Here is a 14962-nt window from a genome sequence, read left to right on the forward strand (position 1 = left end):
ATAGAGATGCTCATTGTGCTTCATTTTGTGATGGGAGTTTTATTGATATTCTCCTTTCTTGGTTATATGCAGTTTGTACGGAAGGCACTTTCACTACGTTGGGAATTCATCCCTGTATTCGTATTTTCCTCAATTGCCTGCTTTGTTTTTCTGAGTGGTTTGGCAGGGCAGCTCTTTACGGGCAGCCTTTTCATCCTGATTGCAGGTTTGCTTTTATATGGGGGAATGTTGTTTCTCAGGCTACGCCGAGGGGCATCATTACGGTTGTCCTTTTCCATATTCCAATTTTCATTCATGGCAGGGACTTTTGTTTTCTTGCTGGTGCTCTTTCAGAACCAATTACCACATTACGATAATTTCTCCCACTGGGCTATCGTATTGAAGCAAATGTTGAGTACAGATGCCTTTCCGACGCCAGACTCCAACCTGATTGATTTTAAAAACTATCCGCTGGGGACTTCGTCGTTTATTTATTATGTCTGTCGCTTCATGGGGCACTCCCAGTCCGTAATGCTCTTGGCACAGGGATTGCTTATCTTTTCCTGTTTTTATGCCATGTTTGGCATCGTTTCGGAGAAGAAACGCTTTCTTCTGTATGCTTTTCTTGGACTCGGGTTATCTACACTTTCGTTTTTCAATCTTACGATTCGGATCACTAACCTGCTCGTGGATTTCTTGCTTCCGATCTACGCACTCGCGATCCTGGCAGTGATTTACCAATATCGTAATGAGATCAAAAAGGCATGTATTGTTGTTCTTCCGCTTGCGGGATTACTGACCATCATCAAAAGCACGGGTATTATTTTCGCCGCGATCGGTCTGATTTTCCTATTGTACTCATGGCTAAAACATAAACAAAAGTTCAGTTGGAAAACAGCGCTCGCTGTAGTGGGTACGATCTGCGGTGCGCTGATTCCCTACTTCGGCTGGAGCTGGCGAATGGCAACGGTGTTCCAAGGGATTGATAACAAGTTCGATGTGGCTACGTCGGGGATACAGGCTGGCAAAACGCCAGAGCAGATGCAGGAGATTCTTTGGACTTTCCTAATGGCCAGTACGGATCTGACGACACGGCCAGTGATCGGCATTGTTATTTTCCAGCTTATCGCGATTGCAGCATCTGTATTTGCCATCGTGGTGCTCAAGAAGAAGTGGAACTTGTGGAAAGCATTAATTGCTTTGGACGTTGTTCTGTTACTGTACTATGCGGGTATTCTGGCGTTGTATCTCTTCTCCATGCCATTGGATGAAGCAATTGTCCTGGCTGGATTTGAGCGTTATGCGTCCAGTATCGTGGTACTGTTCGCCGGTGGGCTGGTGTTGTGCGCTGCGATCGACCTGGAGCGATCATTTCACTATCGGATCGGTGAAGTGCCTGATTATCAATCATTTAAGACCGTTGAGACAAAAGGTCATTATCAAAAAGGCATTATCGGTTGTATGGCGGTTGCGGCCACCATCCTTTTGTCGGAATACAACGGGATCGTCTCGATTGCCAAAACCTACGATACAACGCTCCCTTACAAGATTCATGCGGTTACCGGTGATCGGTGGTACCCAGGTGGGCAGGTGGATAATAATAGATATCTCTTCTACGCCTCAGACAGGGACCAACAGGTCACGAACTATTACATGCAATATGTAGGGAAGTATTTCTTGTATGCTCCTCATGTGGACGGAATTGTGTTGTTCTATGAGGATAATATGGATAACCTTCTGAGCGGCTACGATTATCTAGTGGTTGTGGAGACGGATCTCAACGCCAAGTGGTTGCTGAAAAAGCATTATGGCATCGACATGCAGGAGGGGATCTACAAAATCACCCGTTCCGGGGATCAGATCGTTCTTACGTTGACTTGAGAACATAGATGTTGAGATCCTGTACCGGGTATCCGGTCAGGTAAGATGGAATACATGATTTTTATATTGAGTCTCCTTATATATAGCCCGCTATAGCCAATACCTATAGCGGGCTATAGCTCTTTCGTAGAACAGCTATTCCGATCGGATATGTTATATTTAATTCTATAATGATAAACGGGGAGATTAAACTATGAGCGTACAAACAGAACCTAAACAACGAACAGTTACTCCATTTCGATATGATATTGTGGGCAGTTTCCTGCGCCCCAGTGCGTTGAAGGATGCCCGATTAAAATACCAAAACGGCGAAATTACCACGGAACAGTTGAATGAAGTGGAGAATGCCGAGATTGTGAAACTTGTACAGAAGCAAAAAGAGGTTGGACTTCAGGCTGTAACGGACGGCGAATTCCGCCGCTCTTGGTGGCATCTGGACTTTTTCTGGGGACTGGATGGTGTAGAGCGGACGATCATTGAGGAAGGCTACCGATTCAACGGTGCGACATCCAGACCGGAAACAGCTCGTCTGAGCGGCAAAATCAGCTATAGCAGTCATCCATTTGTAGCGCATTATGCCTTCTTGAAAGAAGCGGCTGGGGAAGACGTTGTTGCCCGTCAGTCCATTCCAGCAGCAGCCCAGTTCCTATTCGAATTGGACCGGGCAGATAATAAGGAAAGCACACAGGCCATCTATCCGAACCGCCAAGAGCTTCTCTCGGACATTGCTGGGGCGTACAAAGCATCCATCCTGGCTTTTTATGAAGCCGGCTGCCGCAGCATCCAGATTGATGATTGCACGTGGGGTGCATTGTGTGACCAACAGTTCATCACAGTGATGGAGCAGATTGGCGTTAATGTGGAAGAGTACGCAAACGAACTTGCAAAACTGAACGAAGAAGTGGTATCTGGCCTGCCGGAAGACCTCGTGGTAACCACTCATGTCTGCCGCGGTAATTATGTTTCGACATTTGCAGGAGTCGGTGGCGGTTATGAGCCGATTGCGCAGACACTTCTGAGCATCGATAACTACTCTGGTTTCTACCTGGAGTTTGATACGGAAAGGGCAGGTGACTTCAAGCCACTTCGGTTCCTGAAGGACAATCAGCAGGTTGTACTTGGCCTCTTCTCTTCCAAATTTGGAGAGTTGGAGAACAAGGAAGATATCCTGAAACGGATTGAGGAAGCTACACAATATGTCGATCTGGATCGAATCTGCCTGAGCCCGCAATGCGGCTTCGCTTCTACGGAAGAAGGCAACCATCTGACCGAGGAACAGCAATGGCGCAAGCTTTCCTTCATTAGGGAAATTGCTGAAGAGCTTTGGAAGTAACATTTGCAGCGTCATTCATCATTTACGCATGTGTTTATGTATAAGAAAAAATCGCTAAAAAGCCGTACGGACCATCATCCGTATGGCTTTTTGGTGTATCCTCACTTTTGAGTGGATGTTTGATCAGAACCTATATCAGCCAAGAGAGTGAAGCCATGGGTAGAGATGAGAATAACGGATCAGGGAAGCGGCATGACTGAGGAAGAGGTGTGGTGGACGAAATAAAATAGCGACAGTTAGGACAAAGGGATCTTTGTCGCAACTGCCGCTATTTGCTATCTCGCATGATATCGCCCTTTAGGCACCACTATCGGTGATCCCGAGACGGGATCTTCTATGACCGTACATTCCAATCCGAAAATGTCTTTTACCTGTGGGGCGGTTATCACCTCTGCGGGCTTACCCTCAGCCACAAGTTTTCCGGTATGAAGCACAGAGGGTTACATTCCTTGATGAAGTAGTCCATTATCCGTTCTTTTTATTAAATTAGGATGAAAATAATATCCATGTATTACATTCCAGATCATGGTATATTTGTATTATTAAATAATGTAAGGAGATTCTACATGCATAATCAAATCATCAAAAAGTTGATCGTACTTTGTTTGGTTTTTGTATTATTACCGGCAACGAGCGTTTTGGCTGCGTCGTCGCTTATTAAGGACCCGGTCTTGGCCAAAGTTATTCGAGCAGATTTGAAGATGTCGGCTAAGAAGGAAATAAAGGCTGCCGATTTGAAAAAATTAAAATCCCTATATGCTATGGAATTAAAAAGTAAGATTTCTAACCTGCAAGGTCTTGAACATGCCGTTAATATGACGGACCTATTCTTGCCTGGTCAAAATATAAAAAATATTAAGCCACTCAACAAGTTAAAGAAATTGACGTTCTTAGCTGTTGAAGGCAATCAGATTGCAGATATCTCTCCGCTTTTAGGTCTGACTAATCTGCAAAATCTAGTTATGGACAATAACAAAATAAAAAGCCTGGCTCCATTAAAAAATATGCGTAAGCTGACCAGTCTATTCGCCAGCGGTAATCAGGTGACTGATCTGAGTCCTCTTCAGAAGTTAAAGCTGGAATGGGTCATTATGAATCGTAATAAAATTCAGGATCTAACTCCTTTAAAAAATCATCCGACCTTGGAGTACCTTTATGTAGAAGATAACCTCATTGAGGATATTGAAGTGCTCGAAACCATCCCACATCTAACAGAGGTATATTTGGCTAACAATCCGTTGAATGATCGTGCTGGGCAGGTAGTAGAGAACCTGAAGAAAAAAGGCGTCATTGTAAGTCTGGTAAGCGAAGAAGCGGATCAGTCGAAGTAGTTTCGATTAGAGAAGATGTATATGTATAAATACGAAAAGGTTAATCCCTCATTATATTGAACAAAACAAAGAAGGCCGCGGATATTCTCGCGGCCTTCTTTAAGTATGTCGGACAGAAACGCTCGGTAACAACTTAACGCCTGTCCCACAACAATATTATTCCACTTCGATCTCCTTCACTGTCTCTCCCTCAACCAGCACCGGCTGATAGTAGGTGTTCGTGGGCATATCCTTTTTGCCTTGCAGATTCTTGATCACCCAATCGGCAGCATCGCGGCCCATTTGCTCTTGGGGATGGGTTAGCGTTGTAAGCCTGATGTTGGCGTTCTTGGCGATGTACGAATTGTCCTGCCCAATGATGGATAACTCATCCGGGATCGAGATGCCGAGTTGCCTGCAGGCGTTCACGACCTCCAGTCCCACCTCATCGTTGTAACAGACGATTGCGGTGAGCGAATCCCTGTTTTCGTCCAGATACGCTGCTACATTAGAGGATAACTCTGGTTTCGATGCGGTATCAAAGGAAAGCACTTGCTCAGGATGGAACCGTAACTTCGCTTCACCCAGCGCCTTGATGTACCCCTTCATCCGGTATTTGCCTTGTAGATCATCCATTTTGGCAATAATTCCGATCTGGGTATGGCCTTTAGAGATCAATTCCCGTGTGGCAAGATAGCTGGATTGCACGTCATCCAGGCAGAAGAACGGAACTTCCAGCTCCTCATAGAACGCATTAATCATCGTAAACGGCACATCCTGCTCTTTGAACGATAGGTAGTATGCAATGTTGGGATTGTAGAGATTACTTTTGGTCGGTTCGACAATCAGGCCATCCACGCCGTAGGAGAGCATCATTTCAAGGGCTTTTTTCTCCTGCGCTACATCATTATTAGTACTGGCCAGTAGTAACGAGTAGTTGTCCTCATTTAGACGACTCTCAATACCGCGGATAATGGACGGAAAGATATAATCCGAGATGTATGTCGTGATCACACCAATTGTTTTCTTCGATGTGTTGCCGCCTGATCGAGAGCGATACTGATTGCTAACGTAAGTTCCTGAACCCTTTTCGCTTCGTAAAAACCCTTCGTTTGATAACTCCAAAATAGCCTTCCGCACCGTCTGGCGACTTACGTTGTAGCTTTCCTGTAATGCCAACTCGGTGGGGATCTGTTCGCCTATGCTATATGTCCCCGAAAGGATATGACTCTTTATATCATCAATGATGACCTGATATTTTGGCTTCACGTAGTCCACTTCTTTCATCGTTACTCATCTATATCAACGTTGTTGTTCAAATAGTTGTACGTACATATTTTAGCATGATTCAGATAGGATGAAAATAAAACCGAACATTTTTCAAAATAAACCGTACATATCCAGCCTTTTTGAATGGAGGTGTACCTTACAGCATAGACAATTTACAGCCATTTAAGTCCTTTTATTGATCAAATAGAGCACGATATGTGCTCTTTGTAAGTATAACTATTATATATTATTGACAAATGTACGTACAAAAAATATACTAAGGCTGTCAGAAAAGGAAAGCGCATTCTTTGAAAACACAACAGGAGTATTTATACAAAATTCATTATTAGCTACTGCCATAAGTAAAAGCTTCACCTTATATATGCATCCTTTGGGATGTGAAATCGCGACCGGAGAGGGGATACACGTGATTATGAGTCAATTGGACTTGAAAGAAGCCATTACCAAGGGCGCTACTTCGCTCGGAATTGAATTTGGATCAACGCGGATTAAGGCGGTGTTGATTGACGAGCGTTTTGAGACCATCGCGTCAGGCAGTTATGAATGGGAGAACCTCCTGAAAGATGGATATTGGACGTACAACCAGGAGGATATCATCACAGGTCTGCAAACGGCTTATCGTGAGATGAAGCAAGATGTGGAACAGAAATACGGAATTACGCTGCGCACGGTCGGGTCTATCGGATTCTCGGCCATGATGCACGGATATATCGCATTGGATAGCGCGGGTGAACTGTTGGTACCTTTCCGCACCTGGCGTAACGCTACGACGGGAGCAGCTGCAAGGGAGCTGACAGAGCTTCTGCAATTCAATATTCCGGAACGCTGGAGCATTGCCCACTTGTATCAAGCGATTTTGAACGAAGAGGTGCATGTGCCACAGATCGATCACCTGACAACCTTGGCTGGATACATCCACTGGTTGCTGACGGGCAATAAGGCGATTGGGATCGGCGATGCATCAGGCATTTTCCCAATTGATGAGTCTACACATAACTATCACCCATCCATGATCCAACAGTTCGACGGACAGATCGCAGGCAAAGGTTATCCGTGGAAAGTTGGGGACCTTCTGCCCAAGGTATATCTCGCGGGTGAGAATGCAGGTGAATTGACGGAAGCGGGAGCCAAGTTACTCGACCCTTCGGAAGATCTGCAAGCAGGCATTCCGCTCTGCCCGCCAGAAGGCGATGCCGGAACGGGTATGGTGGCAACAAATAGCGTGAGAAAACGTACGGGGAACATCTCCGTTGGCACATCCGTATTTGCGATGATCGTACTGGAGAAGGAATTGTCCAAAGTGTATCCCGAGATCGATATGGTCACCACGCCGGATGGCAGTCCAGTAGGGATGGTGCATGCCAACAACTGTTCCAGTGATATCAACGCATGGGTTGGACTGTTCCGTGAATTCTCTCAAGCAATGGGATATGAAGTGGATAACGCCAAGTTGTTTAGCGTGTTGTTTAACAAGGCTTTGGAGGCAGACCCTGATGGTGGTGGCTTGCTCAGCTACGGTTACTACTCAGGCGAGAACATTACGGGACTTGAGAAAGGCCGTCCATTGTTTGTCCGCTCCCCAGAAAGCAACTTCAATCTGGCAAACTTCATGCGGACACATCTGTTCAGTGCCTTCGGTGCACTCAAGTTGGGTATGGACATTTTGACGGAGGAAGAGAATGTAGCCATTGACAGTATTTTGGCTCACGGTGGCCTATTTAAGACCCCTGTCGTTGGACAACGGATTGTAGCTGCTGCGATGAACGTGCCGGTGTCGGTAATGTCTACCGCTGGTGAAGGCGGCGCATGGGGCATGGCGCTTCTGGCTTCGTACATGATCAACAAGGATCAAGAGGAGAGCCTGGATGTGTTCCTGGAGCAGAAAGTCTTTAACGATGTGGAGGGTGTCGAAGTGGCGCCGGATGCATCGGATGTGAAAGGGTTCGAAGCATTTATCGAACGCTACCGGAGTGGACTTGCGATTGAGCAATCAGCTGTAGATCATCTGGTAGAGAACGGGAGGGAATAACATGTTAGAACAACTGAAAGAAGAGGTATTCCAGGCGAATCTGGAACTGCCAAAGCACGGACTTGTAAAATTCACATGGGGTAACGTCAGCGCAATCGATCGGGAAAGTGGTCTGTTCGTCATCAAACCAAGTGGCGTCAGCTACGATACGATGAAAGCAAGCGACATGGTTGTGGTTGATCTGGACGGTAACGTGGTGGAGGGTGAGATGAGACCTTCCTCGGATACCGCAACACATGCCGTACTATATAAGCATTACTCGGAGATTGGTGGCATCGTGCACACACACTCCACGTGGGCGACCATCTGGGCGCAAGCCGGACTGGACGTACCTGTAATGGGTACAACACATGCAGACACGTTCTATGGAGCAGTGCCTTGTGCACGTTTCCTGAACCAGGATGAGGTTGATCGTGGATACGAAGCGGAGACAGGACGCGTCATTATTGAAACGTTTGAGCAGCGTGGGATTGATGTTATGGCTGTTCCGGCAGTGTTGCTCCATGGTCACGCACCGTTTACGTGGGGAAAAGATGCCAAGTCTGCGGTGGTAAACAGTGTCGTGCTGGAAGAGGTATGCAAAATGAACCTGTACGCGCGGCAGTTAAATAACTTCGCGAAAGAACTGCCGCAAGGCATTTTGGATAAACACTATCTGCGAAAACACGGAAAAGACGCGTATTACGGACAGAAGTAATTAGGTTATATAGCGATCGGTTGATAATAATTCAAGCGAATAGGTTGTTTGTTACTACTACCAATGAAGTTGTATCAAACTTTTACACGATAACGGAGAGTGCATAACCAATCTGTAGAAGCGAAGCTAAAAGCTTTCTGCAAGAAAGCTACTTCGGAAGGATGTACTGCGCCTTTATAACCGGATATCATCCTTATTAAAATTGATCAAAGAAATCCGGGGATAACCAGCGATCGGAAGATGGTACTGCAATCGCAGTGTTCTAGTGTAAACCCAAATGTTCAACTATAAAATAATGAAATGAGGATGATTATATGTCAGCAGCAAAAGAGTTCTGGTTTGTGGTCGGTTCACAGCACTTGTACGGAGAAGAAGCACTGGGCGAAGTAAAAGCCAACGCACAGAAAATCACGGATGCCCTTAATGCAAGTGGCGTACTGCCGTACCCGCTCGTATTGCAGGATCTGGCGGTAAGCGCAGATAAAATCACGAGCACGATGAAAGAAGTCAATTACCGTGACGAAGTAGCAGGTGTGATCACATGGATGCATACGTTTTCCCCAGCGAAAATGTGGATTCGTGGTACAAAATTGCTGCAAAAACCTTTGCTGCACTTGGCAACCCAATTCAACGAAAGCATTCCGTGGGCAACCATCGATATGGACTTCATGAACTTGAACCAAGCGGCACACGGTGACCGTGAATATGGCTTCATTAATGCCCGTCTGAGAAAACAAAATAAAATCGTTGTTGGCTACTGGGAGCGCCCAGAAGTGCAACAACAGGTTGCTGACTGGATGGACGTAGCGGTAGCTTATAATGAGAGCTTTAACATCAAAGTAGCGCGCTTCGGTGACAACATGCGCAACGTGGGCGTAACCGAAGGTGATAAAGTGGAAGCGCAGATCCAATTCGGATGGACCGTTGATTACTTTGGTATTGGCGACCTCGTGCAATACGTGAACGCTGTAACAGAGCAGGAAATCGATGATCTGATCGCTCAGTATGGAGACCTCTACGAATTCGATTACGGCACCAACAGCAAGGAAGCTTGGGAAGCCAGTGTACGTGTGCAAGCGAGTTATGAAATTGCGATTAAACGTTTCCTGGACGAAGGTGGTTACAGTGCCTTCACTACAAACTTCGAAGATCTGCATGGCATGAAACAACTTCCGGGTCTGGCTGTACAACGCCTGATGGCTCAAGGGTACGGATTTGCCGGTGAGGGTGACTGGAAAACAGCTGCGCTGGATCGCTTGCTGAAAATTATGGCCCATAACGAAAACACAGGCTTCATGGAAGACTACACATACGAGATGGCTGCTGGACAAGAAGCGATCCTGCAATCTCACATGCTTGAAGTAGATCCTACACTTGCCAGCACAAAACCGAGAATCATCGTGTCCCCACTGGGTATTGGCGATCGTGAAGATCCGGCACGTCTCGTATTCGACGGCAAAGCAGGCGAAGGTGTTGTGGTATCCATGGCAGACTTCGGTACACATTACAAACTGCTGATCAACGAAGTATCCGCATTTGAGCCAACCGTTCCAGCACCTAACCTGCCGGTAGCACGTGTTCTGTGGAGCGTGAAGCCGAACTTCCAAGATGGAGTGAAGGCATGGATCGAAAATGGTGGTGGTCACCATACGGTTGTATCCTTGAACCTGACTACAGATCAGATCGTGACGTATGCGAAGCTAGTGAATCTGGAGTACGTTATTATTAAGTAAAAGTGGATTGGCAGCTACTGCCTGAACTCAACCAATTTTTTTCTCTGTGGCCGGGGGTTAACCCTCGGCCCTTTGTTTGTTATGCTGAGAAGCATGATGTGAAGCTGAGCAAGGCTTTGCTTTTTCATCGAAAAGGGATAAGAAATGAAGGAGGAAGGACATGTATACAAAAGATAGCTTGATGCAGCAACTAAAGCAGCTCGGTTTGGATGGGCAAGGCACGTTGCTCATTCACTCTTCAATGAAGAGTTTAGGGGAGGTTGAAGGTGGAGCAGACACGGTGTTGGATGCCTTTAGCGACTATATGAAAGATGGGTTGTTGGTGCTTCCCACGCATACATGGTCTACCATTAATGCAGATAATCCAGTGTTCCGCGTGGAAACTTCTTCCTGCTGTGTGGGTATTCTTCCTGAACTATTTCGTAAACGTCCGGGCGTAGTTCGTTCGTGGCACCCAACGCACTCGGTAGCAGCACTGGGACGGGACGCAGAGGCGTTTACGAAGGACGATCATCTCTTCGACACACCGTGTGCGAGAGGTTCAGCATGGGGGAAACTGCTTGATCGGAAAGCGACGATCTTGTTAGTAGGCGTTGACTTGAAGCGGAATACATTTATCCACGGGGTCGAAGAGTGGGTGGACATCCCTGGCAGAATGACGGACGAGCATGAGATGCTGTATACGGTTTTACCGGATGGAAGTCAGATTTCAGTACCATCCCGCAGACATTGTGGGTTGCCATGGTCGGAGCATTTCTGGAAAGTAGACGAGGTACTGGTTCGCGAAGGAGCGATGCGTACAGGAAAGCTCGGCGATGCGGTCGTAAGAGTGTGTGATGCGGCTAAGACAGCAGAGGTAATTACGGAGATGCTCAAGCATAACCCCGATCTATTCACGGACAATCTCCCTCTACATGCAGTAACCGAATGATACAAGGGCCGTCCGGTAGCCGGATGGCTCGATATCGACCACTTGATGATAGCTGAATAACTCCCGAGCAGATGATCTCCTCTCCTGTTTGTACTCTAAACCTTCAAAGGCATTCATAAATAATCAGAAATAGATCAGCATTTCGATCAGAGGTTGGTCGGACTTCCAGTGTATGGGCTACTCACCCTTATGGTGGTGTGATAAGATATGGTTAAATTAACCAATAAGTTTGGCGTAGCAGAATTGTATAGGTGTTTATTGAAGTTATATATAAGTATCACATAGAATCATGAACAACCACGTTGTCATTGTAGCATCTAAGAAGGAGAAGATTCGTGAACCCTTTAGTATGGTATGATCTCTTTTTATTTGTCCTATTGTTTGGTGTAGGTGTATATGTGTTTGCTACGGTTAGAATTACGAACTTACATAAAGTGTACTTTTTATTTCACGGGTTGATGATGCTCTGGCCTTTCTGTCAATTTGCGAGTACGCTCACGGATGATTCCGGTCTGCAATTGTTCTACGTTACCTTATCTTTCGTTGCGGTCTCCTTGCTTGGGAGCGGGTGGCTTCTACTGACGATCTTTATTACCGGTTATTCAGAGCGTCTGAGTGCAAAAGGAACCTTCTTGCTATTTGTCCCTGCGGTGATCGGGGCTATAGGTGTGGTCGCTAATCCATGGAACGAGTTCGTCATCCCACTGGAGGGCGGGTACATCGAGCGGGATTACGGCCTTTGGTTCTGGGTTGTGATGACTATTCTGGTGAGCTATTTCTTGACTTCTCTCGTGGTTCTATTCCGGGCGGTGTATTCTTCGCAGACTTCTGCCATGATCAAAAAACAGGTGAGAATCACCCTGTGGGGCATCCTGGTCTTGGCTGTCTTTGCAACGATTGATGCGATTCTGAATGTCGTTCTAGCCCGGTGGTTGCCGATCATTCCTGGCATGACTTCGCTGGGGATCTTTCTATCGGACCTGTTCTTTGTCTATGTGATCAAAAGATACAATGTGTTCGATCTGGTCTCGATCGCGCATGAGGACGTAATCAATACCATTCCATATGGCATCCTGGTACTGGATGAGAATGAAGTCATTGTTGAAGCGAACAAAGCCTCTCGATCCTTTATGGATCTGCATGTGGGGGATTCTTTTGATCTGGAAGCCTTTCTGGAGTCTGTTCATGTTGTGGGCAGCTGTCGGGAGTTCGTGAATCACTATAAGAAAAAAGAAAATACCCTCTCTCACATTGAAGTGATCGTGGAGCGGGACAACAATATCCGGCACTATATCCTGCAATCGTCTCCGATTGTGGATTCGGCTCTTGTGCCGATCGGTCATATCCTCACGTTCCAGGATGTCTCGCAGGAGCGTTTCTACGTGAAAGAGATGAATCGCCAGAACGTAACGCTACAGGAGCGAAATCAGGCGCTAGACTTGATCCGTCAGGAGTTATCCGAGGCCAATCGCAAACTGGAGGAACTCGCGCTGACGGACAGTTTAACCAACTGTTACAACCGTCGTTATCTGACCCAACATCTGAATCACGAGGTCATTACCAATATTCAATACAAAACACCATTCTCACTCCTGCTGCTTGATATCGACTACTTCAAAGCGATCAATGATCGCTATGGGCATGTCATCGGGGATGAGGTGCTCGTCCGCACGGCGGAGGCGGTCAAACAATCGATTCGCAGTACGGATATCCTGACGCGTTATGGCGGGGAAGAGTTCATGATCTACCTTCCGCATACGGAGCATGACTTGGCGAACCAAATCGCGGAGCGTGTGAGAACAGCTGTGGAGTCCAACCACATTATGGTGGATCACGAGATTATGCAGGTGTCCATTACGATTAGTATTGGGATTCTATCCTTTGAGGACTTTGAAGTTGTGCATGTGCCGGAGAATCCGGAGGGGTATTTGACGCAGTTATTCGCAGCGGTGGATAAGGCCTTGTATCAGGCGAAGCAGAATGGGCGTAATCGGATTGAGTTTGGGGTGTTTTAGCGGGGAAGAAGTCTTTTTTTATAATTAACTAGCAAAGATTAATACGAAATGAAAATGTTAAATAGAGTGGTTAAATGATACTATTTTTGGTATGATTTTGGAAGAAATAAAGTTTAGATTATCATCGGGGGGAGAACCTGAAGAAAACAAGAATCCACAGTAAGTGAATTTACCCAACTATAAAGTCCTAAGAAAAGCCTTTATAAGGCATTTCTTTTTTGAAGGAAGGTTATTTATTTGGCAGACTACGATACGATATTTATTAGTCATGCGCATCACGATAGAGCATATGTTAAAGAACTTGTAGACCTGATTAAGGTTGTGGGATTTAATGAGATTGTTTGTAGCTCATATCCTGGTTATGGAATCCCACAAGATAATAATATATATGAATTTTTAAAAGAAAAATTAATGAAAAGGGTATGGGTAATATTTGTACTCTCAAAAGAGTACTATCAAAGTGCTGCTTGTTTGAATGAAATGGGAGCAACATGGGTATTAGGACAATATTACACCACTATACTTCTTCCAAATTATAATTTTAATTTAGTAAAAGGTGCCATAGATCCTAGCCGCGTGGCTTTTAAAATTAATGATAAATCAGGCTTAAGTGAGTTCAAAGAAAATCTTGTGAAACATCTTCAATTAGTTCGTCCAAGTGATAGCATTTGGGAGAGTGCACGGGATGAAGTTATTCAAAAAGTAAATAATTACGCTGCTGAAGAAAGAAAAAAGAATATTACTGAAAGGGTAGAAGTAGATGATGTTTTACCTAAATCAGATGGTTCTAGTTTTATTGTCATGCTAAGGTTGATCAATGATAATGATTATTCTATTGATTTTCATCAAGTTACACTCATACTTACTGATGAAAATCAAAACGAGATAAAGTTAGAATATATTCATAAAGAGAAACTTTTTCATAAAGAGAATAAATTACTGCAAATAGAATTTTCACTTGATAGTACCAATAAATACGACCCTTTTTCTCACGGTTCATTTATTGCTAACTGGGTGGCAAGAAGAAACTATTCTTGAATAGGAGTGATAATTATATGCGAGTTGAACTAACAGCAGACCAGCAACAGTTACGCAACACTATTGAAAAAAACTTACTCATCACCAAAAAATGGAATGAAATGGATAGGGAAATTATTGATGAAGCATTTCTTGAAATGAAAGTTGCTGCGCATCAACTTCATCAACAATTAACTCCTAAACCGAAGCACCATAGATATATGATTGAGAATAGAGGCCTTCAACCGGAAGACCCCGAATTTTATAATCATATTCATCCAGTGGAGGATTTATTAAAATATCTTGATAATATTTCAGCAAATGATGATCCTATTGACCATACTTTAGGGCAAACATTTGATTTTAATATTTATACCAGTCGTTGGGGACATTATGATAGATATCAGATTACTAGAAATGCGGAAGGGTGGTTTTTGAAAGCTCTATCATACCAGGGGCAATGTGCTATGAATGGAGAAGGTGAGTTAATAAGAGCACTTGAACACGACGGTGTTGCTTACCCTAGAAATTTTGGATCATTTCTCTATTCAATATGGTACAGGGCTCAGGATGAGGGACTGACATATGATGAAGTGAAATTAATGCTGGATGAATTGTCGGAATGGATATCACAAACCGAGAAAACTGCACCACGACATTTTCAAATATAATTTATTTATGATTGGCACAATCATAATAAAAATAAAAAAGGGCTTCCAATTGGAAGCCTTATTTTATTAACGTTTT

At 44.9% G+C, this 14962-nt stretch carries 11 protein-coding genes and 1 pseudogene; 10 read left to right on the top strand and 2 right to left on the bottom strand.

The window, feature by feature from the left end; genetic code table 11:
• Positions 1 to 6 precede the first annotated feature (6 nt).
• Positions 7 to 1860 (top strand): hypothetical protein, encoded by a 1854-nt coding sequence (locus MHB71_RS25595; RefSeq protein ID WP_340027995.1) that lies wholly within the window; start codon positions 7 to 9, stop codon positions 1858 to 1860.
• A gap of 193 nt (positions 1861 to 2053) precedes the next feature.
• Positions 2054 to 3193, top strand: a complete 1140-nt coding sequence (locus tag MHB71_RS25600) for a 5-methyltetrahydropteroyltriglutamate--homocysteine S-methyltransferase (RefSeq protein ID WP_340027996.1) — start codon at positions 2054 to 2056, stop codon at positions 3191 to 3193.
• A 275-nt stretch (positions 3194 to 3468) separates the two neighbouring features.
• Here MHB71_RS25600 and MHB71_RS25605 read toward each other — a convergent pair.
• Positions 3469 to 3615, bottom strand: a pseudogene (locus MHB71_RS25605) (ABC transporter ATP-binding protein); the annotation flags it as partial.
• 144 nt (positions 3616 to 3759) lie between these two features.
• On the opposite strand from MHB71_RS25605, the gene MHB71_RS25610 reads away from it, so the two are divergent.
• A complete protein-coding gene (locus MHB71_RS25610) occupies positions 3760 to 4524 on the top strand; it encodes a leucine-rich repeat domain-containing protein (protein WP_340027997.1) in 765 nt (254 codons plus the stop codon).
• Positions 4525 to 4680: 156 nt separating this feature from the next.
• Here MHB71_RS25610 and MHB71_RS25615 read toward each other — a convergent pair whose 3' ends face one another.
• Entirely contained in the window at positions 4681 to 5772 is a 1092-nt protein-coding gene (locus MHB71_RS25615; RefSeq protein WP_340030224.1) for a GntR family transcriptional regulator, read from the bottom strand.
• Between the two features lie 433 nt (positions 5773 to 6205).
• Here MHB71_RS25615 and MHB71_RS25620 point away from each other — a divergent pair, with 433 nt between their 5' ends.
• The 7 genes from MHB71_RS25620 to MHB71_RS25650 all read left to right on the top strand — a co-directional run bounded on the left by MHB71_RS25620 (position 6206) and on the right by MHB71_RS25650 (position 14886).
• Positions 6206 to 7822: an FGGY-family carbohydrate kinase gene (locus MHB71_RS25620; protein ID WP_340027998.1), complete on the top strand. Its 1617-nt coding sequence runs from the start codon at positions 6206 to 6208 to the stop codon at positions 7820 to 7822.
• A gap of 1 nt (position 7823) precedes the next feature.
• Complete coding sequence (locus MHB71_RS25625) at positions 7824 to 8519, top strand: L-ribulose-5-phosphate 4-epimerase (RefSeq protein WP_036611813.1); 696 nt, start codon at positions 7824 to 7826, stop codon at positions 8517 to 8519.
• A gap of 314 nt (positions 8520 to 8833) precedes the next feature.
• Positions 8834 to 10252, top strand: a complete 1419-nt coding sequence (araA, locus tag MHB71_RS25630) for an L-arabinose isomerase (protein WP_017691494.1) — start codon at positions 8834 to 8836, stop codon at positions 10250 to 10252.
• Between the two features lie 160 nt (positions 10253 to 10412).
• Positions 10413 to 11183, top strand: a complete 771-nt coding sequence (locus tag MHB71_RS25635; RefSeq protein WP_340027999.1) for an AAC(3) family N-acetyltransferase — start codon at positions 10413 to 10415, stop codon at positions 11181 to 11183.
• Between the two features lie 335 nt (positions 11184 to 11518).
• Positions 11519 to 13198, top strand: a complete 1680-nt coding sequence (locus MHB71_RS25640; protein WP_340028000.1) for a diguanylate cyclase — start codon at positions 11519 to 11521, stop codon at positions 13196 to 13198.
• A gap of 237 nt (positions 13199 to 13435) precedes the next feature.
• On the top strand, positions 13436 to 14236 hold the full coding sequence (locus MHB71_RS25645; RefSeq protein WP_340028001.1) for a toll/interleukin-1 receptor domain-containing protein: 801 nt from the start codon (positions 13436 to 13438) through the stop codon (positions 14234 to 14236).
• 17 nt (positions 14237 to 14253) lie between these two features.
• Positions 14254 to 14886: a hypothetical protein gene (locus MHB71_RS25650; protein WP_340028002.1), complete on the top strand. Its 633-nt coding sequence runs from the start codon at positions 14254 to 14256 to the stop codon at positions 14884 to 14886.
• Positions 14887 to 14962 lie beyond the last annotated feature (76 nt).

This window comes from Paenibacillus sp. FSL H7-0940 (assembly GCF_037979415.1).
Taxonomy (GTDB): Bacteria; Bacillota; Bacilli; order Paenibacillales; family Paenibacillaceae; genus Paenibacillus; species Paenibacillus amylolyticus.

Bases quoted from the DNA above. Each gene is read 5' to 3' on its own strand.
- MHB71_RS25650 (WP_340028002.1), top strand. From the start codon at position 14,254: ATGCGAGTTGAACTAACAGCAGACCAGCAACAGTTACGCAACACTATT.
- MHB71_RS25620 (WP_340027998.1), top strand. From the start codon at position 6,206: ATGAGTCAATTGGACTTGAAAGAAGCCATTACCAAGGGCGCTACTTCG.
- MHB71_RS25625 (WP_036611813.1), top strand. From the start codon at position 7,824: ATGTTAGAACAACTGAAAGAAGAGGTATTCCAGGCGAATCTGGAACTG.
- MHB71_RS25595 (WP_340027995.1), top strand. From the start codon at position 7: ATGCTCATTGTGCTTCATTTTGTGATGGGAGTTTTATTGATATTCTCC.
- araA (WP_017691494.1), top strand. From the start codon at position 8,834: ATGTCAGCAGCAAAAGAGTTCTGGTTTGTGGTCGGTTCACAGCACTTG.
- MHB71_RS25600 (WP_340027996.1), top strand. From the start codon at position 2,054: ATGAGCGTACAAACAGAACCTAAACAACGAACAGTTACTCCATTTCGA.
- MHB71_RS25635 (WP_340027999.1), top strand. From the start codon at position 10,413: ATGTATACAAAAGATAGCTTGATGCAGCAACTAAAGCAGCTCGGTTTG.
- MHB71_RS25610 (WP_340027997.1), top strand. From the start codon at position 3,760: ATGCATAATCAAATCATCAAAAAGTTGATCGTACTTTGTTTGGTTTTT.